Source organism: Pseudarthrobacter sulfonivorans, from assembly GCF_031454915.1.
Lineage (GTDB): Bacteria > Actinomycetota > Actinomycetes > Actinomycetales > Micrococcaceae > Arthrobacter > Arthrobacter sulfonivorans_C.
Map to the genome: position 1 here is coordinate 87858 of NZ_JAVDRS010000007.1, position 26991 is coordinate 114848.

Annotated in this window: 30 protein-coding genes; 13 read left to right on the top strand and 17 right to left on the bottom strand. The window is 65.6% G+C overall.

Annotated elements, in window-relative coordinates:
* Positions 1-20 precede the first annotated feature (20 nt).
* Positions 21-1709, top strand: a complete 1689-nt coding sequence (gene purF / locus J2808_RS15725; RefSeq protein WP_309818488.1) for an amidophosphoribosyltransferase — start codon at positions 21-23, stop codon at positions 1707-1709.
* Positions 1706-2854, top strand: a complete 1149-nt coding sequence (gene purM, locus J2808_RS15730) for a phosphoribosylformylglycinamidine cyclo-ligase (RefSeq protein ID WP_309818490.1) — start codon at positions 1706-1708, stop codon at positions 2852-2854. Before purF ends, purM begins: the two co-directional genes overlap by 4 nt.
* Before the next feature lie 122 nt (positions 2855-2976).
* Here the strand turns inward: purM and J2808_RS15735 are convergent, their stop codons facing one another.
* Positions 2977-3756, bottom strand: coding sequence for a VOC family protein (locus J2808_RS15735; protein ID WP_309818492.1), 780 nt, complete (start codon positions 3754-3756; stop codon positions 2977-2979).
* A 235-nt stretch (positions 3757-3991) separates the two neighbouring features.
* A complete protein-coding gene (locus J2808_RS15740) occupies positions 3992-4225 on the bottom strand; it encodes a DUF3073 domain-containing protein (RefSeq protein WP_309818494.1) in 234 nt (77 codons plus the stop codon).
* A 274-nt stretch (positions 4226-4499) separates the two neighbouring features.
* Here J2808_RS15740 and J2808_RS15745 point away from each other — a divergent pair, with 274 nt between their 5' ends.
* Positions 4500-5141, top strand: coding sequence for a septum formation family protein (locus J2808_RS15745; RefSeq protein ID WP_309818495.1), 642 nt, complete (start codon positions 4500-4502; stop codon positions 5139-5141).
* Between the two features lie 43 nt (positions 5142-5184).
* Here the strand turns inward: J2808_RS15745 and catC are convergent, their stop codons facing one another.
* Together catC and J2808_RS15755 are read right to left on the bottom strand one after the other, a co-directional pair.
* On the bottom strand, positions 5185-5463 hold the full coding sequence (gene catC / locus J2808_RS15750) for a muconolactone Delta-isomerase (RefSeq protein WP_309818496.1): 279 nt from the start codon (positions 5461-5463) through the stop codon (positions 5185-5187).
* A 28-nt stretch (positions 5464-5491) separates the two neighbouring features.
* Entirely contained in the window at positions 5492-6880 is a 1389-nt protein-coding gene (locus J2808_RS15755; RefSeq protein ID WP_309818498.1) for a short-chain fatty acid transporter, read from the bottom strand.
* Positions 6881-7110: 230 nt separating this feature from the next.
* Here J2808_RS15755 and J2808_RS15760 point away from each other — a divergent pair, with 230 nt between their 5' ends.
* Positions 7111-8028, top strand: coding sequence for a LysR family transcriptional regulator (locus tag J2808_RS15760; protein ID WP_309818500.1), 918 nt, complete (start codon positions 7111-7113; stop codon positions 8026-8028).
* Between the two features lie 49 nt (positions 8029-8077).
* On the top strand, positions 8078-8464 hold the full coding sequence (locus tag J2808_RS15765) for a DUF1801 domain-containing protein (RefSeq protein WP_309818502.1): 387 nt from the start codon (positions 8078-8080) through the stop codon (positions 8462-8464).
* A 6-nt stretch (positions 8465-8470) separates the two neighbouring features.
* Here J2808_RS15765 and J2808_RS15770 read toward each other — a convergent pair whose 3' ends face one another.
* Together J2808_RS15770 and J2808_RS15775 are read right to left on the bottom strand one after the other, a co-directional pair.
* Positions 8471-9310, bottom strand: a complete 840-nt coding sequence (locus tag J2808_RS15770; protein ID WP_309818505.1) for an alpha/beta fold hydrolase — start codon at positions 9308-9310, stop codon at positions 8471-8473.
* An 84-nt stretch (positions 9311-9394) separates the two neighbouring features.
* Positions 9395-9772 carry a LysR family substrate-binding domain-containing protein gene (locus tag J2808_RS15775; RefSeq protein WP_309818507.1) on the bottom strand — a complete coding sequence of 126 codons (378 nt, stop codon included), beginning with the start codon at positions 9770-9772 and terminating at the stop codon, positions 9395-9397.
* 232 nt (positions 9773-10004) lie between these two features.
* Here J2808_RS15775 and J2808_RS15780 point away from each other — a divergent pair, with 232 nt between their 5' ends.
* On the top strand, positions 10005-10391 hold the full coding sequence (locus tag J2808_RS15780) for a hypothetical protein (protein ID WP_309818508.1): 387 nt from the start codon (positions 10005-10007) through the stop codon (positions 10389-10391).
* Positions 10392-10510: 119 nt separating this feature from the next.
* On the opposite strand, the gene J2808_RS15785 is transcribed toward J2808_RS15780, so the two are convergent.
* The gene (locus tag J2808_RS15785) at positions 10511-10873 is read right to left on the bottom strand and encodes a hypothetical protein (protein WP_309818510.1); all 363 of its coding nucleotides are present in this window, start codon (positions 10871-10873) and stop codon (positions 10511-10513) included.
* A 143-nt stretch (positions 10874-11016) separates the two neighbouring features.
* Here J2808_RS15785 and J2808_RS15790 point away from each other — a divergent pair, with 143 nt between their 5' ends.
* The gene (locus tag J2808_RS15790) at positions 11017-11436 is read left to right on the top strand and encodes a hypothetical protein (protein WP_309818512.1); all 420 of its coding nucleotides are present in this window, start codon (positions 11017-11019) and stop codon (positions 11434-11436) included.
* Between the two features lie 26 nt (positions 11437-11462).
* A complete protein-coding gene (locus J2808_RS15795; RefSeq protein WP_309818514.1) occupies positions 11463-12410 on the top strand; it encodes an alpha/beta fold hydrolase in 948 nt (315 codons plus the stop codon).
* Between the two features lie 85 nt (positions 12411-12495).
* Here the strand turns inward: J2808_RS15795 and clpB are convergent, their stop codons facing one another.
* Positions 12496-15153 (bottom strand): ATP-dependent chaperone ClpB, encoded by a 2658-nt coding sequence (clpB, locus tag J2808_RS15800; RefSeq protein ID WP_309818516.1) that lies wholly within the window; start codon positions 15151-15153, stop codon positions 12496-12498.
* 233 nt (positions 15154-15386) lie between these two features.
* Here clpB and J2808_RS15805 point away from each other — a divergent pair, with 233 nt between their 5' ends.
* Positions 15387-15725: a hypothetical protein gene (locus J2808_RS15805; RefSeq protein WP_309818518.1), complete on the top strand. Its 339-nt coding sequence runs from the start codon at positions 15387-15389 to the stop codon at positions 15723-15725.
* A gap of 6 nt (positions 15726-15731) precedes the next feature.
* Here J2808_RS15805 and J2808_RS15810 read toward each other — a convergent pair whose 3' ends face one another.
* From J2808_RS15810 to J2808_RS15835, 6 genes are all read right to left on the bottom strand, one after another.
* Complete coding sequence (locus J2808_RS15810; protein WP_309818520.1) at positions 15732-16433, bottom strand: hypothetical protein; 702 nt, start codon at positions 16431-16433, stop codon at positions 15732-15734.
* Positions 16434-16549: 116 nt separating this feature from the next.
* A complete protein-coding gene (locus tag J2808_RS15815) occupies positions 16550-17614 on the bottom strand; it encodes a sulfate/molybdate ABC transporter ATP-binding protein (RefSeq protein ID WP_309818522.1) in 1065 nt (354 codons plus the stop codon).
* The gene (locus J2808_RS15820) at positions 17611-18465 is read right to left on the bottom strand and encodes an ABC transporter permease (RefSeq protein ID WP_309818524.1); all 855 of its coding nucleotides are present in this window, start codon (positions 18463-18465) and stop codon (positions 17611-17613) included. The genes J2808_RS15815 and J2808_RS15820 overlap by 4 nt, the downstream gene beginning before the upstream one ends.
* 7 nt (positions 18466-18472) lie before the next feature.
* Positions 18473-19264 carry a molybdate ABC transporter substrate-binding protein gene (gene modA, locus J2808_RS15825; protein ID WP_309818525.1) on the bottom strand — a complete coding sequence of 264 codons (792 nt, stop codon included), beginning with the start codon at positions 19262-19264 and terminating at the stop codon, positions 18473-18475.
* Entirely contained in the window at positions 19261-19671 is a 411-nt protein-coding gene (locus tag J2808_RS15830) for a TOBE domain-containing protein (protein WP_164204460.1), read from the bottom strand. Before J2808_RS15830 ends, modA begins: the two co-directional genes overlap by 4 nt.
* Before the next feature lie 35 nt (positions 19672-19706).
* Complete coding sequence (locus tag J2808_RS15835; RefSeq protein WP_309818528.1) at positions 19707-21263, bottom strand: FAD-dependent oxidoreductase; 1557 nt, start codon at positions 21261-21263, stop codon at positions 19707-19709.
* 145 nt (positions 21264-21408) lie between these two features.
* Between J2808_RS15835 and J2808_RS15840 the strand changes: the two genes are divergently transcribed.
* The 3 genes from J2808_RS15840 to J2808_RS15850 are packed head-to-tail and all read left to right on the top strand — an operon-like array spanning position 21409 to position 24133.
* Positions 21409-22743 carry an FAD-binding oxidoreductase gene (locus J2808_RS15840; protein WP_309818530.1) on the top strand — a complete coding sequence of 445 codons (1335 nt, stop codon included), beginning with the start codon at positions 21409-21411 and terminating at the stop codon, positions 22741-22743.
* A 39-nt stretch (positions 22744-22782) separates the two neighbouring features.
* Positions 22783-23652: a DUF4031 domain-containing protein gene (locus J2808_RS15845; RefSeq protein ID WP_309818532.1), complete on the top strand. Its 870-nt coding sequence runs from the start codon at positions 22783-22785 to the stop codon at positions 23650-23652.
* 58 nt (positions 23653-23710) lie between these two features.
* Positions 23711-24133 carry a VOC family protein gene (locus J2808_RS15850; protein WP_309818534.1) on the top strand — a complete coding sequence of 141 codons (423 nt, stop codon included), beginning with the start codon at positions 23711-23713 and terminating at the stop codon, positions 24131-24133.
* 47 nt (positions 24134-24180) lie between these two features.
* On the opposite strand, the gene J2808_RS15855 is transcribed toward J2808_RS15850, so the two are convergent.
* The 3 genes from J2808_RS15855 to J2808_RS15865 form a co-directional block, all read right to left on the bottom strand.
* Entirely contained in the window at positions 24181-24582 is a 402-nt protein-coding gene (locus J2808_RS15855) for a YccF domain-containing protein (protein ID WP_309818536.1), read from the bottom strand.
* Between the two features lie 101 nt (positions 24583-24683).
* Positions 24684-25283 carry a phosphoribosylanthranilate isomerase gene (locus J2808_RS15860; RefSeq protein ID WP_309818538.1) on the bottom strand — a complete coding sequence of 200 codons (600 nt, stop codon included), beginning with the start codon at positions 25281-25283 and terminating at the stop codon, positions 24684-24686.
* Between the two features lie 85 nt (positions 25284-25368).
* Positions 25369-26208, bottom strand: coding sequence for an aminoglycoside phosphotransferase family protein (locus J2808_RS15865; RefSeq protein ID WP_309818540.1), 840 nt, complete (start codon positions 26206-26208; stop codon positions 25369-25371).
* A 65-nt stretch (positions 26209-26273) separates the two neighbouring features.
* Between J2808_RS15865 and J2808_RS15870 the strand changes: the two genes are divergently transcribed.
* Entirely contained in the window at positions 26274-26921 is a 648-nt protein-coding gene (locus J2808_RS15870) for a HutD/Ves family protein (RefSeq protein WP_309818542.1), read from the top strand.
* Positions 26922-26991 lie beyond the last annotated feature (70 nt).

The following is a 26991-nucleotide window of genomic DNA, read 5'->3' on the forward strand; positions in this document are numbered from 1 at the left end:
TCTCGTGAGATAATCGACCAGTGGCACGCGGCGATGGAAAACTTTCTCATGATCTTCTCCCTGGCGAAAAAGGCCCTCAGGACGCTTGTGGCGTTTTCGGGGTCTGGGCACCAGGTGAAGAAGTAGCAAAACTAACCTATTACGGGCTGTATGCATTGCAGCACCGCGGTCAGGAGTCGGCTGGTATAGCTACCAGTGACGGCAAGCGGATCAACGTCTACAAGGACATGGGCCTCGTTTCCCAGGTCTTCGACGAGACCACGCTGAACACCCTGACCGGGCACCTGGCGGTGGGACACTGCCGATACTCCACCACCGGAGCCAGCCACTGGGCCAACGCCCAGCCCACGCTCGGCGCCACCAGCACCGGCACTGTGGCCCTGGCGCACAACGGCAACCTCACCAACACCGCCGAGCTCAACGCCATGATCCAGGAACGCAACGGCGGCCAGCTCAGCGGCGAAATGAAGCAGGGCAACACCTCTGACACCGCACTGGTCACGGCGCTGCTCGAAGGCGAAGAGGGCAAGTCCCTCGAACAGACCGCCATGGAGCTGCTGCCCAAGATCAAGGGCGGCTTCTGCTTTGTCTTTATGGACGAAGGCACCCTCTACGCAGCACGCGATACTTACGGCATCCGCCCGCTGGTCCTCGGCCGGCTGGAACGCGGCTGGGTTGTCGCCTCCGAGCAGTCGGCTCTGGCCACCGTTGGCGCCAGCTTCATCCGGGAGATCGAGCCGGGCGAATTCATCGCCATCGACGAGGAAGGCGTGCGTTCCAAGCGCTTCGCGGAGCCGACGCCGGCTGGCTGCGTTTTCGAATACGTTTACCTTGCCCGCCCGGACGCCGCCATCTCCGGCCGTTCCGTGTACGAGTCCCGCGTGGAGATGGGCCGCCAGCTGGCCCGCGAAAACACCCAGGCCGCGGACATCGTCATTCCCGTCCCGGAGTCCGGCACCCCTGCCGCCGTGGGCTATGCCGAGGAATCCGGCATCCCGTTCGCGCACGGCTTCGTCAAGAACTCCTACGTGGGCCGCACGTTCATCCAGCCCTCACAGACGCTCCGCCAGCTGGGGATCCGGCTCAAGCTGAACGCCCTCGAGTCCGTGATCCGTGGCAAGCGCGTTGTGGTGGTGGACGATTCGATCGTCCGCGGCAACACCCAGCGCGCCATCGTCCGGATGCTCCGCGAAGCCGGCGCCGCGTCCGTGCACGTGAAGATCTCCTCCCCGCCCGTGCAGTGGCCCTGCTTCTACGGCATCGACTTCGCCTCCCGCGCGGAACTGATCGCCAACGGCGCCACCATCGAGGAAATCTCCCAGGCCATCGGCGCCGATTCCCTCGCCTACATTTCCGAGGACGGCATGATCGACGCCACCCGGCAGCCCCGGGAACGGCTCTGCACCGCCTGCTTCACCGGCAAGTACCCCATCGAACTTCCGGGCTCGGACAAACTGGGCAAGAACCTGCTGGAGCGCACCGACCTCGGCGGCCTCACGCCGTCGCCCGCTGCCCTCCCCGGCGCCACCGCCGCACTGGCTGTGTCCGCCGTCGACGACGGCGAGGACCCGGCCGGGAAGGCCGGAGCCACCGGCTGCGATCCGGGACCGGACGCCGAGTTCGAGAACCTGCTCACCGAAGCTGACCTTGTGCCCGAGATCCACCACGCAGCCACCACCCCCGGCGCCGACAAGAAAGAGTCCGTATGACTTCCGCAACCCCCGCCCCCGGGAACGCCGCCGGCATCACCTACGCCTCTGCCGGTGTTGACGTCGAAGCCGGCGACCGCGCCGTTGAGCTGATGAAGGGTGCCGTGAAGGCCACCCACAACTCCTCCGTCATTGGCGGGGTGGGTGGCTTCGCCGGGCTGTACGACGTCTCGAAACTGCTCACCTACAAGCGCCCGCTGCTGGCCACGTCCACCGACGGCGTGGGCACCAAGGTTGCCATCGCCCAGGCCATGGACATCCACGACACCATCGGCTTTGACCTGGTGGGCATGGTGGTGGACGACATCGTCGTAGTGGGCGCCGAGCCGCTCTACATGACCGACTACATCGCCTGCGGCAAGGTTGTTCCGGAACGCATCGCGGACATTGTCCGTGGCATCGCCGCGGCCTGCTCCGTGGCCGGCACCGCCCTGGTGGGCGGCGAAACCGCCGAGCACCCCGGCCTGCTGGGTGAGCACGAATACGACGTTGCCGGTGCTGCCACCGGTGTTGTTGAAGCCTCCGACCTGCTGGGCCCGGACCGCGTCCGTGCCGGCGACGTAGTGATCGGCATGGCCTCCTCCGGCCTGCATTCCAACGGTTACTCCCTGGTCCGCCGCGTCATCAACCACGCCGGCTGGGCCCTGGACCGCCAGGTCTCCGAACTCGGCCGCACCCTGGGCGAGGAACTGCTGGAACCCACCCGCGTGTACGCCGCGGACTGCCTGGACCTGGCCCGCGCCTTCCCCGTGAACTCGGCCAACGCCGTCCACGGCTTCAGCCACGTCACCGGCGGTGGCCTGGCCGCCAACCTGGCCCGGGTTCTGCCGCAGGGCCTCGTGGCCACTGTAGACCGCGCCACCTGGGAGCTGCCGGCCATCTTCAAGCTGGTCTCCGAGCTGGGCAACGTTCCGCTGGCCGACCTGGAGCGCACCCTGAACCTCGGCGTGGGCATGGTGGCCATCGTGTCCGCCGAGGCTGCCGACGCCGCCGTGGCCCGCCTCAACGACCGCGGCCTGCCGTCCTGGATCATGGGCACGGTTACGGCCGACTCGGATTCCATCCTCAAGTCCGGCCCGGACTACGTCCAGGGTGCCAAGGGCGTGGACGGCGGCGCCGTCCGTCTGGTCAACGCCTACGCCTAACCCCCCATCGAGTGATGCCCACCGGCACCCTAGCCTCGCAAGCTCGGCCAGGGAACCCTGCCGGTGTGGGCCCTCGTCGTTTAGAAGGTTCATAACGGCGGTTACGGAGCACTCGATGTGTTTTAAACCTCGAGCAGGCTGAACTCGCCGCCCTGCGGATCCTTGAGCGTGGCCGTGGCGCCGGGAGCATCGTCGTCATCGGCCTCGGGAGCGATCAGCACTTCGGCGCCGGCGGCCACAGCCTTCCGTACGGCATCAGCCACATCCGCGACGCCGAAGTAGATCTGCCACCTGGCAGGGGCCTCAGCCGCGACAATCCCGGCAACCTCGGCGCCGTTGACCATCAGCGTCGAATAGGTGCCGCCGTCGTCCTGCGGGTACTCGGTCACGTCATGGCCGAACAGCTGTTGGAAAAATCCGACGGCGGCCTGCGGCTCGGGCGTCAGCAGCTCCGTCCAGGAGAGGGCGCCAGGCTCGTTGTAGCGGCCGGTGCCCGTGTGCGTTCCGGGCTGCCAGACTCCGGTGGTGCCGCCGCCGGGCGGATCCACAAACACCATCACCCCTGTGTCACCGACCTCCTCGGGGCCGAACTGCACAGCCCCGCCGGCGTGGGGCGCTTCCTCGGCCAGCGCTGCTGCGTCCTCCACCGCGAAGTAGATGTTCCATTGGGCGTGGGTGCCCAGCGACTCCTGGTGGGGGTTCTGCGGCGCCACCACGGCCACCAGGTCCTCCCCCACGAACGCCTGGGCATAGCTGCGGCCGTCAGGCGTGGGCAGGTCCTTGAACGTCCAGCCGAACACCGCCGTGTAGAAGGCCTTTGCAGCTTCCACATCCCGGGTTTGGACGTCAGCCCAGCACGGTTCGCCGTGGCGGTAGCGCGGAGATGGGGAGTTCTCTGTCATGGGAGGTCCTTTCGCGGGCGTCGCATCGCATCAAGACTCCAGTCAACACCAAAAAGCCCGTTGCCTGCACCGGATTCCGGCGCAGGCAACGGGCCTGATAACTGAGGCCAGCACCTCGGATCCGCCTGGATCAGGGGTGCTGAAAAGAAGCGCTGTACCGGCGGACAGATGTGGCGTCCGAGTGTACCGCGGCGTCACGGGACCGGCCGCCTGGCGGCGGAACCAGCTGCGACAGCTAGCCGATCCGACGGGTGTGTACCTCGTCGTCGTCTTCTTCCAAATCTTCCGCGTACTTATCCACATAAGCCGAATAGTCCGGTTCAACCGGGTCATTCGCGAAATGGCTTGTGGCACGACCTTCACGACCCTTGAGCTCGCGCTGGAGGGCCGAATAGTCAGTGTTCGGGGAATAGTACTTAATGTCCCGAGCCTGCTTGGTAGCTTTTGCCTTTTGACGGCCGCGCCCCATGGCGTGACCCCCTTTTTGTACTCGGACCGGAGGTGGTCACCTTGGCTATCGGTGAGGCCCCGGAATGTTTGGTCAATTTGTCGTACACCTAGATTACATGCTTTCGGTGGCAGGTGCTTGCCAGCCTGTGAGTCCGCGGGCCATGTCGGGTACCCTTTCCGCAACGGACCGCGGGCTTCTCGGGATTTTTTGTTGGATAGAGTCTCTTAAACAGCTGCCGTTTCATGTGCACGGAACGGCATCCAACGAATACAAACCCGGGAGGGGTATCCGGATGGACAACCAGGAACAGCGCCCCATCCCGCCGAAACCTGCCGCCCCGCCCACAGCGGGATTGCCGCACGTGGCAGTGCCTACAGATCCCACAGCAGCTCCGCCGCAAAAGCACGGGCGGGCCGTGTCGGTACTCCTCAAAGCATTATTCGTGGTGGTCCTGCTGGGTGTTGTGGGCGGCCTGGTCTGGCTCGCCAGCTGGCTCGGTTCCGAGACAGCTGCCCCACCCGCCGACCCCGGCTCGGGCGTTGTGGAAGTCTCGCCCACTCCCCTGCCAACCCCGCTCGCGCTCCCCCGGGAGGGCGTGACGCCGCCGGACTACCGGCTGGGGGACTGCTTCAAGGACTTTGACCCTGAGGCGCTGCGGTCGACGGTGGTGGCCTGCGATACCCCGCACTCCGCCCAACTGGTGGCTGTGTTCCGCTACCCGGGCAACAATTCCTACCCGGGCCGGGAGACCCTGGCCGCAAAGGCCCTGGAGGCCTGCCAGGCTTCCCGGCTGGCGCCGGCGGCCAATGACTTCACGCTGAACTTCCAGCGCGCATATCCCAGTGGCACGAGTTGGGAATCGGGCGACCGCCGCGTGGACTGCTACGTGACGGCCGACGGCGGGAACGTCATCGACGCCAGCGTGCTCCCCTAGGTTTCAGGGGAGCACTGCGGCGCGCCGCATGGGGCGCCCTGCTTCAGTTGATGTCTGACGGGTGCTTCGCCAGGGGCGTGACCGAGATGGCCATGTACGGGAACAGCGGCAGGCCCGAGAGCATGTTGTGCAGTTCGTCGTTGCTTTCGGCGTCGAACACCGAGTAGTTGGAGTACTCGCCCACAACACGCCAGATGTGCCGCCACTTGCCCTGCTGCTGCAGGTCCTGGGAGTAGGCCTTTTCAACAGCCTTGATGGCGGCCGCCTCCTCCGACGGCATGTCGGCGGGGAGATTGACGTCCATGCGTACCAAAAACAGCATTTGTTTCTCTTTTCTTGTGGTTGTGGGCTTAGCCCAGGTAGCCCCAGAGGAGGATGGCGGCGATGTAGATGATTCCCACCCAGAACATCATGATCACGGTGTACCCCATAATGTCCTTGAGCTTGAGCTTGGACAGTGCCAGCGCGGGGAGGATCCAGAACGGTTGGACCAGGTCGTTCCAGGCGTTGCCCAGCATGACGGACATGGCGGTCTGTGCCGTGGAAGCGCCGATGGCGTTCGCCGCATCGATCATGAACGGACCCTGGATCATCCAGTGGCCGCCGCCGGACGGGGCGAAGAAGTTGATCAGGAACGAGCTGATCAGGCCCCAGAACGGCAGGGATTCAGGGGTGGAGATGCTCGTGAAGACGCCTGAGATGGTCACAACCAGCCCTGACGCGGCCATGATGGCCATGATGCCGGCGTAGAACGGGAACTGGAGGATGATCCCGGAGATGGTCTTGATGCCCTCGTTGAGCTGCTTCAGGTAGGCGTTGGGGGTTCCCAGGAGCAGGATGCCGAGGAAGAGGATGAAGAAGTTGATCAGGTTCAGGTCAACACCGCCGCCGCGGATGAAATGCACCACCACGTAGGCCATGCCCAGCGCGCCGATTGCCATGGCCAGGATCCGGCTGTTGTTGAGTTTGGAGGCGAAGGTGTCAGCGTCCACATCCACCGCAACGGTCTTTGTGGGCTCGGAGAAGTGCAGGGCGCGGTTGATCTCGGTGACCGGCTGGCCGGGCTTGGGGTGAAGCACGGCGTTCAGCAGCGGCAACGTCACCAGGACCACGGCGGCGGTGATCAGCATGGGCAGCGAGAAGATGGTCTCTGCCAGCGGAATGAGGCCCATCTGCTTCTCCATGGGGTGTCCCGGTGTCGAAATAACCATCGGAATGGTGGCGGACAGGCCCAGGCCGTACATGGTGAACCCGCTGTAGGCCGCGGCGATGATCAGCGGGTAGTGGACGCCCTTGACGTGCAGGGCCAGCTTCTTGGCAACGATTCCACCGATGACCAGGCCGAACCCCCAGTTGAGGTAGGAACCGACAGAACCCACCAGGGTTGCCACGATGACGGCGGTGCGCGGCGTTTCCACGTGGCTGACGATCGCGTTGAGCAGACGCTCGACGACGGGCGCGTTCGCCAGGACGTAGCCCATGGCCAGGATGACTGCCATCTGTGTGGTGAAGGCGAGCAGGGACCAGAACCCGTTGCCCCATGACGCCGTGACGTCGTCGAAGCTCTGGCCCTCGATGGTGATGGCGAGGATGACCGTCAGGATGGTCAGGATGATGGCGAACACAAAAGGATCCGGCAGGTAGCGCCGCATCAGTTCGGTGAAGAAGCCGGTCACCTTCTGCATGCCAACGGCACGCTTGGCGACGGGGAGCTCGGCCCTGTCCATAGTTTTGGTCATGATTGTCCTCATTGAGTTGTCAGAAATTTGGCGCCCGGCAGGGTCACGGGGGTGCCTGCAGGCTGGCCGGAGGGAGGCGTAGGGATGCTGTGTGGCGGACGGCGGTCAATGCTCCGCATCACAGCCATGGGTAACCTGGCGCACACTCAAGATCGCAGAATCGGCTGATAATTGTCCAATAAACTTTGATTAATGGTCCGATTACGAAACCGTTATGAATGGCTGGGCCCATGCACCTGAAGTACCTCCGGGCGTTTGCAGTTCTCGCCGAGGAACTGCACTTCGGCCGCGCCGCCGAGCGGCTGGCCGTTGCCCAACCCCAGCTCAGCGTGTGGATCCGCCGGCTGGAACAGGAGCTCGGCGTCGTGCTTTTTGACCGGACATCCAGGAGCGTGCGCCTCACTGATGCCGGGCACGCGGTCCACGGCCCCATCCTGAAGACGCTGGAGAGCGCCAGCCTCATTGAGCGCGCCGCGATGCTGGGCAGCTCGGCCGTGGTGGGGCAGGTGGTGGTGGGGTATGCCGGTGCCAGCAGCCGGGATGTGGTGCCACCGCTGGCCAAAGCCGTGCGGGCGGCCGAGCCCGGCATCGAGCTGAAGCTGAAGTCGCTGGTGTACGGCGGCCTGGCCCCTGCCGATGTAGCTTCAGGTGCCATCGACATCGGGTTCGCCCGCCTGCCGGTCCGGGACAAGGACGTCCGTGTGCGTGTCTTCACATATGAGCGCATCATGGTGGCACTGCCGGAGGACCACCTTTTGGCGTCGGCAGCTTCGATCCAGTTGCGGGACCTCGCCAGGGAGCCCTTTGTGGCCTTCCCGGCAACCATCGGCTCGAACCTCCGGGACGCCACCACCCGGCTGGCCCTGGAGGTGGGATTTTCACCGCATGTGATGCAGGAGGCGCCCGACTCCTATGCCGTCCTGAGCCTGGTGGCGGCCGGGGTGGGCGTCACCCTGACGTTGTCCTCGGTCCAGCACATCAATCCGCCGGGCCTGGTGTTCCGCGAACTGGCCGGCCCGCCGGTCCATCTGGCGGTCGCCGTGGTGTGGCGCGGCCAGGGCGTTGGACGAGCCACCCAGGCCGTGCTGGACATTTTCGAGCAGATCATGCCGACGCCGCCCGTGCCGGCCGGGCGTATCCTCGACTAACGCCTGTGTATGAACTGCCACGGAAGCCAAAAGTGTTTGACTATCCCTTATGACACTGAACCGGAACCCAGCGGTGGACGCCTTCCTTGAGTCACTTAATCACCCCATGCAGCCGGCAATTGAGTCCCTTCGGTTGGCGGTCCTGGACGCCGACGACGCTATTACGGAGCAGATCAAGTGGAACGCGCCGAGCTTCTGCTTCCAATCCGTTGACCGGGTCACTTTCAACCTGCGGCCGCGGGACCGCGTCCAGCTGATTTTTCACCGCGGCGCCAAAGCGAACCGGAGTCCCTTTCTATTTGATCCGGCCCAGTGGGATGGCCTGCTGGAAATGATCGGCGAGGACCGAGGCCAGGTCATTTTTCCCAGCGTGGAAGCAGCCGCGACGCGGCAGACGGATTTCGTTGCGCTGGTGCGGGAGTGGGCCCGGGCCTAGGGACCCTCACCGATCGGCCCAGCCTCTGGGTTCGGGTGCATCGAGGAATGTGATCACGACGTCGCGCACGAGGCCGGTCCGCGCGAGCCCGAAGAAATGCGTCGTGCCGGGGAACACCGCGAGCTGCGACGCGGGCACACCCTCAAAGTCGCCGTTCACGTCTCCCCCGCGAAGTTGGAGGAACTTCACCGCATGGTCGAGCCTGACCATGTCGCAGTCGCCTACCGTGAGGAGCGTCGGGGCGGCGATTCCGCGGATCTCATCGTCGGTCCATCCTGGTTCGCCCGCGCCGTAGCGTCCGAGCTTGTCGAGCAGGCCCTGCAGGTGCTCCCGATCGGGATGCGGCGACACAGCGAGGTAGCGCTCCTCCATTGGGGTTCCCGCGATCATGTCCACGGTCATCTCCGCGACCGCTTCGGCGTTGCCGCCACGGTCGCCCTCTGGCCGGAACGACACCGACGAAACGATGAGCTTGCGCACGAGTTCCGGGTGGTGGATTGCGAGGTCCAGCGCGACCGCACCGCCGACGCTGAACCCGAACACATCGGCGTTCTTGACACCGAGATGCTCGAGGAGGCCGATGACATCGGACGCCAGATCGGGAGTGGCAAGCGGCCTATCGATGTCGTTGGTGCGCCCGTGCCCTTGGAAGTCCGTGGCGATCACCCGGCGCCCGGCTGACAGGCTCGGGATCAGCGCCCCGAACTGCTGCTCGATGTCGAAGAGCCCGCCGTGCAGGAGCAACAGCGGGGTACCGCCGTCGTCGCCGTGCAGCTCGTAGTACATCCGGAGCCCGTTGACCGACGCGTATCCGGTTTCGGGTGCGGACGCCGTCTCGCTGGTCATCGAGAGCCTCCTTTGGCCTAGGCATTTGTTGTGTCTTCAATCCTGACACTGCCTACGGCGGGCTGGCCAGTGGGCGCCTCTCTCCTAGCCCTTATCAGCGCCGAGCGCCGCCACCAGACGGCCTGCCAAACCCAAGGGGTCCCCTGACGAAACCACAACCGCTAATGGAGAAAAGGCGCTTTCATCCACGAGCGGGACCGCTGTGGTCCCGGCCCGTTTGATGTGAACACTCAACTCAGGAACGATGGCTACGGCCAGGCCGCAGGCAACGATGCCAAGGAAGGCCTGGTCGTTGGAAGCTTCTTGAGTGACCCGGGGGCTGAACCCGGAAAGCACACAGACCCGGATGATCGCGTCATACGCTACCGGCGCCAAGCTTCGAGGAAACATGACGAAGTCTTCCTGCTCAAGCTCGCTCGCAGAGACACCTAGGCGGCCCGCCAACGGGTGGTCGTCGCGCATCAGGACGAGGACGTGCAACCCTTCGCGTTGAAGTACGTGGCATTCCCCCACCGGGCTGTTTCCACATGCGGCCAGCGGTCGGGTTTCCCGATATGCAGTCAGTATGGGGTGAAACGTAATGCATATCCGAGCCGCCGTCGTAGGGTTGGCTCAGCATGAAGCGGGGGAGGCAAGCCGGGTCTCCTGCATCAGGCCATGCGCAGGTTCGTTCGGCGGCTATGGAGGGAAACAGATGACCAGGAGTTCGGCCCCGGCACGCCGTCACGGCCTACTGGGGACCGTGCTCTGGGCGGCAATTGTGGTCGGCTCCATCGTCCTCATCGCCATAGGGCTGCGGATCGCCCTGTTCTGGGGCTACATGCCCGAGCCCTCTCAGGTCAGGGACCTGAGGACTGGCAGCCTGTACATCCTCGCAGGATCTGTCGCCAACCTGGTTGCTGCAGCGTGGTCCGCCCTTCGTGACCATCCGTACTGGGTCACGGCTATGGTCGCGGCGCCGGTGATCCTCGTCGGTGGCAGCGCGCTGGTCGCTCCGACCAGCCTGCTCAGGCACCTGGCTGCGGCTGTCGCCTTCCCCTTCGCTGTGGGAGCTGCCCACTGGGGATTGCGCTACCGCTAAGCAACTATCAGCTAGCTGGGCGCCATGGCAGCACTGTCGTTTGGGCTCTCATCGTTCGCAGTACCTGTACTTGGCTCGATTTTATGGTTCGTGGTTGGCCAAGGCAGGGCTCATTCCCGCTAGCTGACCTGCAGGTGAACAATCCCCGGTTCCGCAAGATCATCGATCCAGATGCCAATTTTCGCCGAGCCAACCGGTACCTCATATTGCAAAAGGTTGTCGCCAAAAACAGTCTCCAAGGTCAATCGACCGGCCGGGCACTGAATCATTCTTCGATCGAGCTGGATGAGTTCTCCCGTGGGAGCCTGCCCAGAGACATGGATGATGGTCTCACCGTCCATGTCGTTCGTCCCACCGATTATCAGGGCATTTTCGCTCACCCACACCAGCCCTTCTGCGTCGACGTCCGGGAGGGTTGGATCTTCAGATCCCAAGACAAGAAAAATCGCGTTAGGCAGCTGTGCTTGGACCGTGGTTCTCATCGGATCTCCTTTTGTTGCCCCATCATTCCTCGCTGCGACGCTACCGGTGAACCTGCCTTCCAGACGGATCGTAGCGACCGAGCGACCTGCATGACTGCCGAGAACGCGAAGAGGCATCCCAGCGTTGCCACTATGCTCGCGGCATGGATAACGAGAGGTTCTTTCGGTCGATTCGATTCCGATGGTGGGTCATTGCCGCCGTCGTGCTGCTCGTGCCGGGGTTTTTCCTGGCGCACGTGGTTTTGTTCAATCGCTGGTACCTGAGTCCTGGCGCCGCAGTGGAGGCTTTTAAGTACCATCCCCTCCTTCCGGCAACTAACGCCCGGGACGTCACCGGCGAGGTGTGCTCGGCCCAGGTGAGCTGCAGAGCAGCGATCATGGCAGACGAGATTGCGGTGTATCAGTTTTGGACAAAGCGTGCCGCGGAGGAGTTTGCCGGCACCCTTGGCGATGACGGGTATCAGTCTGACTGGATCGTGCTGCGTTATGAGGACGCCGGCACAATGACAAGCACGGACTTGAGCTACGCCTCCCTCATTGACGGCATGTGGACCAGTGACTAGCCAGGACTTCCAATACTGTGGAACGCGTGACGGACGAGCAGTTGAAGGCAGAAACCGGCTGGGTGGCGCTGCCCAATGCCAGAATCTACTGGGAAGCCACCGGCGATCCTGCTGGTACTCCAGTCCTCTACCTTCACGGCGGCCCCGGCGGTTCGCTTGGCCGGGGCGGTTACCGTAAACGCCACGACCCCAGCCGGTTCCGCACCATCGGCCTGGACCAGCGCGGTTGCGGCAAGAGCACTCCCCTCGTCCAGGACGATCTTGACCACCTGTCTGAGAACACGACTCAAGCCTTGATCAAAGACATCGAGGCCGTCAGGGAGCACCTGAGCATAGAGAAGTGGATCGTCACCGGTGCTTCCTGGGGCAGCACGCTTGCCCTCGCCTATGCCCTGGAATATCCCGCCCGGGTCCTCGGCATCGCTTTGGTTGCGGTGACAACAAGCAGCCGGGAAGAGATCCAGTGGATCACAGAAGACGTCGGACGCATCTTTCCTGAAGCATGGGCTGAGTTTGCTGAGGCGGCCAAGGCAGCCCCCGGCGAACGCGTGGTGGAGGCGTACGCTCGTCGGCTGGCGGGCCAGGACCGCGCAGACGCCCGGCTTGCTGCCTCGGGCTGGGACGGGTGGGAATCCACGCACACCTCCCTGGACCCCAACTGGCTATCTGGACCGATGTTTGAAGACGAGCGGGAGCGCATGACGTTCGCTCTTCTCGTGACCCACTACTGGGCCAATGACGGCTTTCTGGTCGACGGTCAGGAGATCATCCCGCGGATTCACGAGCTCAACGGCATCCCCGGCTATCTTGTCCATGGCAGGCGGGACATCAGCGGCCCGGCCGTCACTGCCTGGCAGCTGCACCGGCGCTGGGCGTCGAGCCGGCTTATCGTCATCGAGGACGAAGGCCATGGCGGCCCTGCATCCATGGCCGCACTGACCCGGGCAGTCGAAGAAATCGCTGCCATGGTCTGAGTCTGGCCATGCTGATCTGCCGGGAGCCTGCCCCCGCAAGCCTCACCGTCCGCTGACCGGGAGCGGACCGCTGCCCTTCGAGCGCCTATTCCTTCCGCCGCACCACCAGGCCGGTGCCGGCGGGGGCGTCGGCACCGGGTCCTGACAGGGCCTCGAGACCCTCGATGGTGAGTTCGTCGACGTCGGCCGCTGTGTCCACGAGCACCGTGTCACCGTCCGCGATCACACCGGCGAGGATGGCCTTCGCCAGGCGGTCGCCGATCTCGCGCTGGACCAGCCGGCGAAGCGGCCGGGCACCGTACGCGGGATCGAAACCGGACATGGCCAGCCAGGCGCGGGCTCCCTCGGACACTTCCAAGGTCAGCCTGCGGTCCTGCAGCCGCTTTCCGAGTTCGGCCACCTGCAGTTCCACGATGTGGGACAGCTCGTCCACGGTCAGGGCATCGAACAGCACCACCTCATCCAGCCGGTTCAGGAACTCCGGCTTGAACGATGCATTGACGGTGGCCATCACGGCATTCCGCTTGGCCTGTGCGTCGAGCGTCTGGTCCACCAGGAACTGGCTGCCCAGGTTCGACGTGAGCACCAGGATGGCGTTGCGGAAGTCCACGGTGCGGCCCTGGCCATCAGTGAGGCGGCCGTCGTCGAGCACCTGCAGGAGGATGTCGAAGACCTCAGGGTGGGCCTTCTCCACTTCGTCGAGCAGGATCACCGAGTACGGCCGACGGCGGACTGCCTCGGTCAGCTGCCCACCTTCCTCGTAGCCGACGTAGCCCGGAGGCGCGCCCACAAGCCGGGCCACCGAATGCTTCTCGCCGTATTCAGACATGTCGATCCGCACCATGGCGCGTTCGTCGTCAAACAGGAAGTCCGCGAGCGCCTTGGCGAGCTCCGTTTTACCCACACCCGTGGGGCCAAGGAACAGGAACGAACCCGTGGGGCGGTTGGGGTCGCTGATTCCGGCCCGGGCGCGGCGGACGGCGTCAGAGACCGCGGCAACGGCCTTGGACTGGCCGATCAGGCGCTTGCCCAGTTCCTCCTCCATGTGCAGCAGCTTCTGGCTCTCGCCCTGCAGCATGCGCCCGGCCGGAATGCCGGTCCAGGCGGAAATGACTTCCGCAATGTCGTCGGCTGTCACTTCGTCAGCCACCATTTGGGCAGGCCTGTCGGTCACTGCTGCCTCGGCTGCGGAAGCGGCATTGAGTTCGCGTTCCACAGCCGGGATTTCGCCGTAAAGCACGCGTGACGCCGTTTCCAGGTCGCCTTCGCGCTGCGCCTTGTCCGCGGTGGAACGAAGCTCGTCGAGCTTCGCTTTCAAGTCGCCCACCCGGTTGAGGCCCGCTTTCTCGGCTTCCCAGCGGGCATTGAGCGCATCCAGCTCTTCAGTCTTGTCCGCCTTGTCCGCGCGGAGGGCAGCCAGTCGCTCCACCGAGGCGGCGTCCTTCTCGTTCTCGAGGGCAAGCTCCTCCATGGTGAGCCGGTCCACGGCACGGCGGAGCTGGTCGATCTCCTCCGGCGCGGAGTCGATCTCCATCCGCAGGCGGGAGGCGGCCTCGTCCACCAGGTCAATGGCTTTGTCCGGCAACTGGCGGCCCGATATGTAGCGGTTGGACAGCGTTGCGGCGGCCACCAGTGCCGAGTCGGCGATGGTCACCTTGTGGTGCGCCTCGTACCGTTCCTTCAGGCCGCGAAGGATGCCGATGGTGTCCTCCACGCTTGGCTCGCCAACGTACACCTGCTGGAACCTGCGCTCCAGGGCAGGGTCCTTCTCGATGTTCTCGCGGTACTCATCCAGCGTGGTGGCACCGATCAGCCGCAGCTCGCCGCGGGCAAGCATGGGCTTGAGCATGTTGCCCGCATCCATGGAGGACTCCCCCGTGGCACCGGCACCCACCACCGTGTGGATCTCGTCAATGAACGTGACGATCTGCCCTTCCGAGTTCTTGATCTCTTCCAGGACTGCCTTCAGCCGTTCCTCAAACTCGCCGCGGTACTTGGCGCCGGCCACCATGGACGCGAGGTCCAGGGCGATCAGGGTTTTGCCGCGCAGGCTTTCCGGGACGTCATTCGCCACGATCCGCTGGGCCAGGCCTTCAACCACGGCCGTCTTGCCAACGCCGGGCTCGCCGATGATGACGGGGTTGTTCTTGGTGCGGCGGCTTAGTACCTGGATGATGCGGCGGATCTCGGTGTCGCGGCCAATGACGGGGTCCAGCTTTCCGGACCGTGCCATTGCGGTGAGGTCCGTGCCGAACTTCTCCAGGGACTGAAAGGTGTTTTCCGGATCGGGGCTGGTGACCTTGCGGTCGCCGCGGACACCCGGCAGGGCGGCGAGCAGCGCCTCATGGGAGGCACCCGCGTCGCGCATTAAACGCCCGACGGCGTCACTTCCGGCAGAGAGTCCCAACAGCAGCACCTCGGTGGACACAAAGGTGTCGCCGAGGCGGTCGGCCTCGTTTTTGGCGTTTTGGATGGCCTGCAGCGCGGGCCTGGACAGCTGGGCCTGCTGCGTGGAGCCGCCCGACGTTGCCGGCAGTGCCTTGATGGCACTGCTCGCCTGGACGCTGACGGCATCCGGGTCTGCACCGGTGGCGCGAAGCAGTGCCACGGCCACGCCCTCCCGCTGGTCCATCAGCGCCTTGAGCAGGTGGGCCGGCTCAACCTGCGGGTTCCCTGCCGTGGAGGCGTTCATGGCCGCAGTCGAAAGAGCCTCCTGGCTCTTGGTGGTGAATTTGACGTCCAAAGAGAGCTCCTTTCGGGATGTGCATTTTCGCTAAGTTGAGTCTACTACGCTCAACTTTGAGGAACGCAACAGCGGGCGCATTTTTGCCCACAGCGAACCGGCCTTTCTGCGGCATCCCATGGGCACCGGCGAAGTAGTGTCCTTGCACTGTATCGCCGCCCCACGGGATCAACCTAGGATCGATGTGTGACCGGGGACCACAGCTCCGCGGCGCACTTCAGCGGAGGTTTGCCATGAAGAAGTTTGCCGTCCTTTACATCGCACCGCAGTCAGCCCAGGCCCAGATGGCGCAGAGTTCCCCGGAGGCCGCCCAGGAAGGCATGAAGGCGTGGATGGAGTGGGCGGACCGGGCAGGCAGCGGCATAGTGGACATGGGCAGCCCCTTAGGAGAAGGCAAGGAAATCACCTCAACGGGCACGTCCGATATCAGCAGCAGCCACGTTGGCGGGTACGGCATCCTGCAGGCAGAAGACCTCGCCGGTGCCGAGTCGTTGCTCGACGGGCACCCGCACCTCATGATGCCCGGCGCCAGCATCCAGGTCTACGAGTTCCTGGCCCTGCCCGGAATGTAGGCGGCGTTAGGCCGCCGGATAACCGGCGGCGGGCTTGGTCTCGATGTAATTGATGACCAGGAACTCCCCTGCCGGGACGAGTTCCACGTACCAGCGGGTCGGCTTGTCCAGTTCCTCCCAGCTGCCTTGCCCGGCAACCACGGGGCGGTAGACGGCGTCGAACTTCAGGAACGTCCCGCTGTCCGTGGCGCTCGAATCGATCTCCTGCAGCAGTTCAAACTTCCCGCGCCCTCCTGTACCCGGATCGGCCAGGCGGACCGCTGCGAGGTTCTGCTGGTTCATCGCCTTCACGGAAGCAAAGTATTCCTGCCAGGCCATGTCGCTGTGGGTGGTGAACAAGGTGTTTGAGTAGGCCTCGGCGTTCCTGGCGGCCAGCCGCTCAACGCAGTTTTCGGGGACGGCTTTGCCGGGGCTCCACGCGGTGACCAGTTCCGAACCGGCGTTGAGCCAACCGCTGTAGGCGTTCAGGACGCTGCCGATCGTCTCACGCGGCGTGCCCAGCGGGATCCGGACCGGCGTGAGGTCATTCTCGCCAACAAAGGGACATTCCGGCGGCAGCGCTGACACGGGTGTGGCCGGCGCAATGTCCGGCAGGGGCGTCGGCGACGGGAACAGGCTGCAGCCGGCGAGTCCTGCCAACAGCGCCAGCGCGGCAGCCGCCGTCGTGATTTTTCTGCCGAGCACACGCCTGACTGGAACGTTCATCATTTCCCCCAAATATTGCCGCCGCGTCCGGACGACGCTGACCAGCCTACCTGCGCCGGCGGGGCAGGAAGTGATAGAGGGTCTGATCAAAAGGCGCATTAAATGTGAGAGCGTCGGGTTCAGCTGGGAGAAATCGCGACGGCGCCGGCCTTGATCACGAAGTACACGCGCATGCCCGGGGCGAGCACCAGATCGGCCGCGGCCGCCGGGGTGATGTCCGCGCTCAACTGCCCGCTTTCGCCTGCGCGGACGCGGATCTGGTCTCCGTGCGGTTCCAGGTCGGTGATGGTCACGGGGAAGGCATTGCGCGGGCTGCCGTGCGCTTCGGACAGGAAAACGGAAACGGCCGACGGCGGGAAGACCGCCACGCCCGGCTGTCCAGTGGGCAGCGGGCCGGGAAGGTCGTGGTGCTGTCCGTAGAGGCTCAGCCCGCCGGCCTGAAGGCCGTGTTCGGTGATCTGTCCGGGAAGAAAGTTGAGGCCGGCGAGGCCGGCGGCAAACCGGCTGCGGGGCCGCTGCAGGACCTCACGAGTGGGGCCCTCCTCGCTGATCCGGCCGTTTTCCAGGATCACCACGCGGTCCGCCAGCATCAGGGCATCGAGGACGTCGTGCGTGATGATGATGGCGCGCCGGCCGGCCAGCACGCGCTTGAGCAGGCGGCGGAGCAGCGGCGCGGCATGGATGTCCAGCGCGGCCATCGGTTCGTCCAGGAGCAGGAGCCCTGGGTCGGCCGCAAGCGCCCGGGCCACGGCCACGCGCTGCGCCTGGCCGCCGGAGAGCTCAGCCGGCCGCCGGGATTGGAGGTCCGTTGCCTCGACGTCGGCGAGCCACCGCAGGGCCGACTCCTTGGCGGCGTGTTTCGAGGCGCCCGAGCTCCGAGGCCCGAACGCGACGTTGTCCAACACGTTCAGATGTGGGAAAAGCAGCGGTTCCTGCGCGAGGAAGGCGGTGCCGCGGCGGTGTGGCGCGGTCCACGTTCCGCGTCCGGCGGCGAGGTCGAAGAGGGTCCGGCCGTCCAGTTCGGCCGTGCCCGAGTCCGGGTGCAGGAGGCCCGCAATGACGTTGAGCAGGGTGGATTTTCCCGCCCCGTTGGGTCCCATCACGGCCACCGTTTCGGCCGGTCCAACCTGAAGGGACACGTCGAAACCGCGCTGGACCACGGCCGCCTCAAGCCGGAACGTCACTGGGCTGCACCGCGCGCGGCGGGCGCCGTCGTCGTACTGTCCGCACTCGCCGGCCTTCCAGCCCGCGGACTGCGGTAGGCCAGCGCCACCACGGCGACGGCTACGGCGACGAGGACCAGGGAAAGCGCGACGGCGGCGTCGGCGTCCGTTTCGCGCTGCAGGTAGATTTCCAGCGGCAGGGTCCGGGTCACGCCCTGCAGGCTGCCGGCGAACGTCAGCGTGGCGCCGAATTCGCCCAAGCTGCGGGCGAAGGAGAGGACCGCACCCGACGCGAGGCCCGGCAGCACCAGCGGAAGCGTGACCCGGCGCAGCACGGTGCTGGGGCTGGCGCCGAGCGTGGCGGCCACGGCCTCGTATTTGGGCCCGGCGATGCGCAGGGCACCCTCCAGGCTGACCACCAGGAAGGGCAGGGCAACGAAGGTCTGCGCCAGCACCACGGCCGTCGTGGAGAACGCGATCTGCAGACCCGCCACTTCCAGCGTCCTGCCCAGCAGCCCCTGCCGGCCAAACGTGTAGAGGAGCGCAATGCCGCCCACCACCGGCGGAAGCACCAGCGGCAGGAGAACCAGCGAGCGCAGCACACGCTGGCCGGGGAAACTGCCGCGGGCCAGGACCAGGGCGAGCGGCACTCCCAGGACGATGCACAGGACCGTGCTCGCCGCAGAGGTGCGCAGGCTCAGCCCCAGGGCGGTGAGCGAGGATTCCGAGGTGACCAGCGGGATGAAGTTGGCCCAGTTGACCTTGGCCACCATGGCCACCATGGGGAGCACAACGAGCAGCGCCCCGGCGGCGGCCACAGCGTAGATCCAGGCGGGAATGCCGGTGTAGGTGGCGGCTTTGCGGGCCGTCATGGTCGCCTCACGGTTTGCCGAAGCCTGCGGCCGCCAGCGCTGCCTGGCCTTCGGTGCTGAGGACGAACCGCACAAACGCGTCCGCCGCAGGTTTGTTCCGGGCGTTCCTCACCGCTGCGATGGGATAGGTGTTGACGGCCTTGGCTGCCTCGGGGAAGGGGATCTCTTCCACCTTGGCGCCGGCGCTCTTGGCGTCGGTGACGTAGACCAGTCCGGCGTCAGCCTCCCCGGACGTGACCTTGCCCAAGACGTCGGTGACCGAGGATTCCTCACTCACGGGATTGAGTGTGGTGCCGGTTTCCTGCTCGATGGCTTTGGTCGCCGCGCCGCAGGGGACCTGGCTCGCGCAGGCCACCACCTTGACGCCGGATCTGGCGAGGTCTCTGAAGCCTGTGATGCCGGCCGGGGTGCCGGGCGGGACCACGATGGTCAGGGTATTGGTGGCAAAGTTCCAGGGTTCGCCGACCAGCCCCTCGCCCGTGAGCTTGTCCATGTTCCTTGTATCCGCCGACGCGAAAACGTCGGCCGGCGCACCCTGCGTAATCTGCGTGACGAGGTCCGAGGAGCCGGCGAAGCTGAGGGTGACATCCGTTCCCGGGTTGGCCGCCTCGAATTTTCCGGCCATGTCCGTGAAGGCGGTTTTGAGGGACGCCGCGGCGAAAACGGTGACGGTGCCAGCGGCACTTGATGCACCGCCGTCGCCCGTTCCACCTTGTCCTGCCGATCCCCCTTGGCCCGCTGCGGCACATCCGACGAGCGCCAGTGCAAGGACCAGCGCAGCAAGCGCTGTGCGCCTCATGCGGAGCCCTTGCCGTGTGGGGTTTCGATGATGACGGTGGTGGCTTTGACCACCGCGGTGGCCACGGAGCCGAGTTCCAGGCCGAGGTCGCGGACGGCTTCGCTGCTCATGAGCGAGACCACGCGGAACGGGCCGCACTGGAGCTCTACTTGGGCCATGACCTTGTCGGCGGTGATGCCCGTGACGAGGCCGACGAACCGGTTGCGCGCCGAGCTGCCGCTGCGGTGCGGGTCGTCCGGAAGCTGGGCGAGTTTTTGGGCGTGCCGGGCCAGTTCCAGCCCATCCACTGCAAGCCGGCCAGCGTCATCTTTTATGGCGGTGAGGCTGCCGTTGTCCGTCCAGCGCCTGATGGTGTCGTCGCTGACGCCGAGGAACCGGGCTGCTTCGGAAACGCGAATCGTGGGCATTTGCCCATAATAGTCCGCATTTGCGGGTGTCGGCGCTAGATAAGGCTTTCCGGGAGGTGTTCCGGTCCGGGCGGGAGTCTTGTGGTGGCAGGTCCATGGATGACGGTGCCGTCAGCAGCGAATCGGGAGCCGTGGCAGGGGCAGTCCCAAGTGGTGGCATCAAGGTTGAATTCGACGGTGCAGCCCATGTGGGTGCAGATTGCAGAAAGTGAGTGGACCTGCCCGTCAGGGTCCTTGTAGACGGCGGTGCTCTCGCCCGCGACGTCGATGACTGTTCCTTCCCCAGGGGCGAGCGTGAAATGGCCGGTCAGGTCCGCGGTCTTGGCTTTAGTGTTCTCCTCTGCCAACCGGCCGGCACTGGCTGCCGGGGTGATTCGGTTGCTGTTGAACACCGCGGCCCAGGGGTTCTCCCGGCCGCTGATGACGTCTGTGAGGATGAGGGCGGCAGCTGTTCCGTTGGTCAGGCCCCATTTGCGCAGTCCGGTGATGACATACACGTGCCTGGCATCAGCGGACATGAGCCCGACGTAGGGCAGCCCATCCACCGGCATACTGTCCTGGGTTGACCAGCGGTAGGCGATCTCGCTGGCGCCGAGCCCGTCACGGGCGAATGCGGCCAGCTTGCCGTACCGACCGTCGTCCCCGGCCTCGGACGCGCGATGGCCTTCGCCGCCGACCAACACGTAATTCTGGCCGCTAACGCTGACGGTCAGGATGGAACGCATCGGTTCGTCGACGCTGATGAACGTAGCGTCCTGTGGCGGAGTGTCCACACGTCCGGCCACGATGTAGGAGCGGTGCGGATAACACCGGGAGTCGAAAACACCTTCGTCGCCGAACGGCACATTCGTCGCGACGATGATATCCCGGGCACGGACGTTGCCGCCCTCGGTTTCGACCACACCCGGGGTACCGTCGCGGATCTGCAGCGCCCGGGTCTGCTCGAAGACGAAGCTGCCGTCACCCTCGACCGCACGGGCGAGGCCCTGGAGGTATCTCACCGCATGGAATTGGGCCTGCCCGTCGAACCGGACCGCGCCTTTGACGGGGAATGGCAGCGGCACATCCGTGGTGAAACTCGAGGGAAGGCCGACGCGGGCGGCGAGGTCGGCCTCGGCGCGGACCAGTTCAAGTGCATCATCGGTTACGGCATAGGTGTAGTTGGCAACGAGCCGGAGGTCGCAGTCAATGTTCTCCTCAGCCACGACCCGCTGGATGTGCTCGAGCGCTGCCTCATTGGCCTGCCCGTAGATGCGCGCGGTATCGGTGCCGTGGTTGCGGGCGAGTTCGGTGTAGGCCAGCCGGTGGAGGGAGGTCACTTTGCCGGTGGTGTGGCCGGTAACGCCGGTTCCTACACGGGCCGCCTCGATAACCGCGACAGTATGCCCGGCACGTTTGAGCGCCAACGCGGCCGTCAGCCCGGCAACACCGGCTCCGATGACCGCAACATCGGCCTCTACGTCCCTGGCCAGTGCTGGATAGTCGGTGTCCCCGGCGGAAGCGAGCCAGAGGGACTCGGGTTCGCCTTGGATGGCTTTCTCCATTGCAACCTCCCACATGTCTGCGAGCGTCAGGCCATAGGTGCTGATCATCCCCCTTCCCCGGCGGAATATCAACGATTCCGGAACCTGCTGGCGGCGCCAGTAACCGCAGGTCAGCGGCTGCCTGTGGAACATCCCGGGCCCGCGTTCTACGCTATGGGGAGGGGAGGGGCCGCGGCCGCTGAGGAGCGCTGTGATGAAGTGGATCAAGCCTGACAACCCCGACTATGACGCGGCCCGCAAGGTCTTCAACGCCATGATCGACCGGCGCCCGGCGGCCATCGCCCAGTGCGCCAATGATGAGGATGTGGCCGAAGCCCTCCTGTACGGCCGCGGGAACGCCCTCCCCATCGCCGTCCGCGCCGGCGGGCATTCAGTGGCCGGCATGTCCATGAACGACGACGGTGTGGTGATCGACGTCCGGCCCATGAAGTCGATCGACGTGGACCCGGAGTCCGGCATTGTCACCGCAGGTGCGGGCGTTACCTGGGGCGAGTTCGACCGCGCCACGCAGGAGCACGCGCTGGCCGTAACCGGTGGACGCGCGTCCACCACCGGCGTCGCAGGTTTTACGCTCGGCGGCGGGTCCGGCTGGCTGGAGCGCTCCTACGGGTTCGCCTGCGACAGCCTCGTCTCGGTGAATCTGGTGACGGCCGACGGCGACAGGGTCACCGCGAGCGCGCGGGAAAACCCGGAACTCTTCTGGGCCCTGCACGGCGGCGGCGGGAACTTCGGCGTGGCCACGTCCTTCACGTTCCAGGCGCACCGGCTGGGGCCTGTGGTGCACGCGGGGATCTGGTTGTGGCCCGGCGAAGAGGCCATGGACGTCTCCCGGGCATTCCGGGACCTTGCCCTCGCCGCCCCCGATGGCGTCGGACTGGGGCTGCTGTACCTGACTGCGCCGCCGGAGCCATTTGTTCCCGAGCATCTGGTGGGAAAACTGGCCGTGGCCGTTGGCTACGTCTATGCGGGCGACCCCGAGGAAGGCTCCGAACATGCCAGACCGTTCCGCGAGCTCGGGCCGGCCGTCGACCTGGTGGGTGACACACCCTATGCCGAGTTCAACTGTTCCTTGGATGACCCCCCGGACCATTACAACTACTGGAGCGCGGACTATCACGACGAATTGCCGGACGACGCTCTGGACGTGTTCGTCGAATCCGCCCGGAATCTCCCCGACGCCACCTCACAGCAGCTGATCGCCCGCTGGGGCGGTGCCGTCGGCGGTAATGCGGGGGCGGCTACGCCCCTGATCAACCGGAACGCCGCCTGGGTGAGCCACCCGTACGGCATCTCCCCCACACCCGAAGGCGGCCAGCGGGCGAAGGCCTGGGTGAAGGACTTCCGGGAGAAGATCGCGCCCTACGCCACCGGCGGGGTGTGGCTGAATTTCATCGGCAATGAGGGCCAGGACCGCATCCGCGCCGCATTCGGCAACGGGAACTATGCCCGGCTGGCCAGGGTCAAACGGGACTTCGATCCCAAGAACGTGTTCCAGGGCAACCAGAACATCCTGCCGGCAGGCTCCTGAGCCGGCGTTCCGTCGGCCTGCCCAAACTAGACTTCCATCATGGCGATTTACCTGGATCCGCCCCTGTGGCCTGCGCACGACACCCATTTTTCGCACCTGGTCTCGGACACCTCGCTGGCGGAGCTGCACGCTTTCGCGGCGGCCGCCGGCATCCCGGACCGGGCGTTCGACGGCGACCATTACGACGTCCCGGAGCGACGGTTCGATGATCTGGTGGCCGCAGGCGCCATACCGGTGGAGGCCCGGGTCCTGGTCCGTAAGCTCATCGCCAGCGGTCTGCGCATCCCGGCCCGGCAGCGGAGCAAATCCTTGAAACTGCCGCTCCTGAACCGCTGGGAGAGCATCATGCCCGGCCACGACGCCCTCTTCCTGGACCTCCTGGACCGGTGGGGCGAGGAGCACCGCAAGTACCACGGCCGCACCCACCTTTTGGCTGTGCTGGAGGCACTTGACCTGCTCACCGAACCCGCCGATCCGCCGCGCACCGTGCTGCTGGCGGCCTGGTTCCACGACGCCGTGTACCGCGGCGTGGCGGGCCAGGACGAGGAGGAATCGGCCCGTCTCGCCGAGGACCGCCTCGCCGACGCGGGGCTTCCGCCCGCCGACATTGAGGAGGTGGCGAGGCTGGTCAGGCTGACCTCGGACCACCGTCCGGATCCGGGGGACGACGACGGCGCCCTCCTCTGCGACGCGGACCTGTCAGTCCTCGGCGGCGAACCGGAGCCGTACGCCCGGTATGTGGCCGCCGTCCGGGAAGACTACGCGCACATCGGCGACGCCGACTTCGCGGCCGGACGCGCCGCCGTCGTACGCCAACTGCTGGAACTTGACCCGCTCTTCCACAGCGAGCGGGCACGGGAGCTGTGGCTCGACGCCGCGCGCCGGAACCTGCAGGGCGAGCTCGCCTGAGGCGTGAGTCGGGCGCGTGAGCCTTTACGGCCGCGGCGGCCGATGCAAGACTGCTCGAATGAACCTGCGCATCCAAGCTGTCAGCATCGATTCGACCGACCCCAAGGTACCCGCCGATTTCTGGGAGAAAGCCTTGGGGTGGCGGCGGACGTACGAGGTGGAGGACGAGATCGTACTGGAGCCGCCCGCTGGCAGCCCGGCCGACGGCGTCAGCCCGGACCTGCTGTTCCTGAAGGTGCCCGAACGGAAAGAGCTGAAAAACAGGCTGCACCTGGACCTGCGCCCGGACGACCAGGCCGAGGAAGTGCAGCGGCTGGAGGCCTTGGGCGCCGTCCGCGTGTCCGTAGGGCAAGGGCCCGAGGTGACGTGGGTGGTCATGGCCGATCCCGACGGCAACGAGTTCTGTGTGCTGCGCGCGCTGCGGTCCGAGGAGTTGGAAGCGCAGGGACTCGTGCCCGGGCTGGACGGACCTCCCGCCTGATTCCTTCCGGCGGGCCTGCCAGCTAATTGACGGCTACCTGATGCCGGTCAGCGGTAGGCGGTGATGAACGGCCTGTCGGTGGGAACGATCTGCTTGCCCAGCGGCATCAGGCTCACCGGGATCAGCTTCAGGTTGGCGATGGCCAGGGGAATGCCGATGATGGTGATGGCCATGGCAATCGCCGTCGCCACGTGGCCGATCGCGATCCAGATACCTGCCACCACCAGCCAGATGACGTTGCCCAGGAGCGAGAACACCCCAGTTCCACCCGGCTTGTCCACCACCATGCGCCCAAAGGGCCAGAGCGTGTACGCCGCGATCCGGAACGAGGCGATGCCCCACGGGATGGTCACGATCAGCAGGCAGCAGACGATGCCCGCCAGGAAGTAGCCCAGGGCAAGCCAGAGTCCGCCGAAAACCAGCCAGATGATGTTGAGCAGTGTCTTCATCTGTCCATTGTGCCCTGCGGGGTCTGACAAAAACGTAGGGGTCTGCCCTGATTGGCCCCTGAAATCCTGGCTGGAATCGCGGCGGAAGCCTAGACCGTGCGTTAGCCCTTGGCGGCCTTAACGAACGCGCGGATCTTGTCCAGGTCCTTCACGCCACGGGAGACCTCCACACCGGAGGAGACGTCCACACCCCATGCGCCGGCAGCCGCGGCCGCCTGGCTCACGTTGTCTGGATTCAGCCCGCCGGCCAGCAGCCAGTTGCGGTCCTGCAGAGCTGTCACGTCCACCATGGAGGCGTAGTCCCAGGTCTCGCCGGATCCGGGGACGGCGGCATCGATCAACAGGAGCTCCTCGCCCCAGTCGGCGAACGCATCCGCGGTTGCCGCCATGGTGACCGCCCTGATCAGCTTCATGCCGGCGTCGTGCACTGTGGTGACGTCTTCCGGAGTGAGGTCCGCATGGAGTTGGATCCATTCGAGTCCGGCGGCACGGGCGATTGCCAGGGCATCGGCCACAGGTTCATGCCGGAACACCCCAATCGCGGTCACTCCGGCAGGCACGTCGGCCAGCATCCCGGAAACCTGCGACGGCGAGACTGCCCGCGGGCTCGCTGTCAGGACAAACCCGACCGCGTCAGCCCCGGCCTCCACGGCAACGCGGACCGATTCCGGCGTACTGAGACCACATATCTTGACGAACATTCCCGGCTCCTTCAGGCTGACTTCGCGATGTCCCCCGGGAGGAGATTAGCAGGGATTGACGCCCGCGCCGATGGGGACCGTTCGTTCAGGTGCCGGAGAACAGCCGATCCACCATGGCCCGTCCCGCCTGTTCAAAGGCGGTATCGCCAGCTTGGTTGGCCCATACCACCGTGCCGACGGCCTGGTTCAGGTTCTCCAAACGCCACAGGTCGGTCTCTTCCGGTCCCACCATCTTTCCCAGGCCGTCATAAAACGCGGCTTCCAGTTCGGGCCTGCCAACGAACTGCTGGTGGCTGAGCCGCACGAGGTCGTGCACCCACGGACGCGCGTCCGCCCGACCGAAATCGATGACTTTGATGTGCCCGTTCTCCTGCAGCCAGTTCCGTGGCTGGTAGTCTCCGTGCGACGTCACGAGCTGCACAACACCCGGCTCCAGCGCCGCCAGTTCCCGTGCGAGGCTGTCGATCTGTCTTTCCGGGACCAGTCCGGGCGCGCGGTCCATCCACTGCAAGGTCTTGGCGGCCAGGGCTTTGGCGTAGTGCGCGGAGGTGCCGGCGGGCCGGTGGATCTTCTTCAGGAACGCCCCTGCCTGCCGATACGTTTCCGGATCATCTTCGGCCGGCGTCCCCTCCACGAGCGTCCCCGGCAGGAACTCGGTCACCAGGATCCCGGCCTCCGCCGAAGCGTGCCGGAGCACGGAAACGCGGCCGGCCAGCCCCTCGAAGCCGGCGGTATGGGCTGCGATTTCGCGCCGGATGTGGTGGCTGGTGGTGCTCGCCTTAACGATGAACTCTTCGCCCGGAGGCGCCACAATGTGGAGGACCGTGGTGTCCTGCAGTGGCCAGCTGTAATCCCAAACCACGTTGAACGCGCCCAGCCAGGACGTTAACAGCCGGCCTTGTTCGTCGGTGATCCCCTGGCACATCCACCCAGCATGCCACGCGTGACCCTTCCTGCCGACGAACGTGCAGAACGAACTAGGCTGGACGGATGGAGATCATCCGCTTCGCAGAACTCAGGTCCGAACCGTGGCGCAACGGCGGCGGGGTGACCCGCGAACTGGCCAGCCATCCCAAGGCGGCCTCCGCGCAGGACGGTGCCTGGGACTGGCGCGTCAGTATCGCCGACCTCACCAAGGCCGGCGACTTCTCGGCATTTCCGGGCATGGAACGGGTGCTGACTGTGGTGGACGGCGAGCTGCTCCTGCTGACCGTGGATGGGGCCGAGCATCCGCTGGAAAAGTACCGGCCGTTCAGGTTCTCCGGCGACGCTGCTGCGCACGGGGCGCTTCCCACCGGTGACATCCGAAACCTCAACGTCATCACCCGGGCCGGCTCGTTCAAGGGCTTCACGTCCATCATCGAGCTCTCCAAGAAGCGTGCACATCCGGTCTTTGAGGGCCAGATCGCAGTGCTGCTGCAGGGGCAGGCCTCCGTCAGCGCAGGCGACGCCATGGCTGCGCCCGCTGATGAAGGTGCCAGCGCTGATGAAGGTGCCACCGGCGACGCTGCCACCACCCCGTCAGAACCTGAGGCACTCAACCGGTATGACGCCGTCGTCGGTTCCGACACACGCTCCCCCGAGGTCCTGGGCCGCGGCTTCCTGGCCGTGGTTTCGATCGACCGCGTGGCGGGCTGAAACGGCTGCAGGCTAGCCTCGCCTTCGTTATCTGAGCCTTTCCACACTGGTCAGCCGCATGCCACACTCC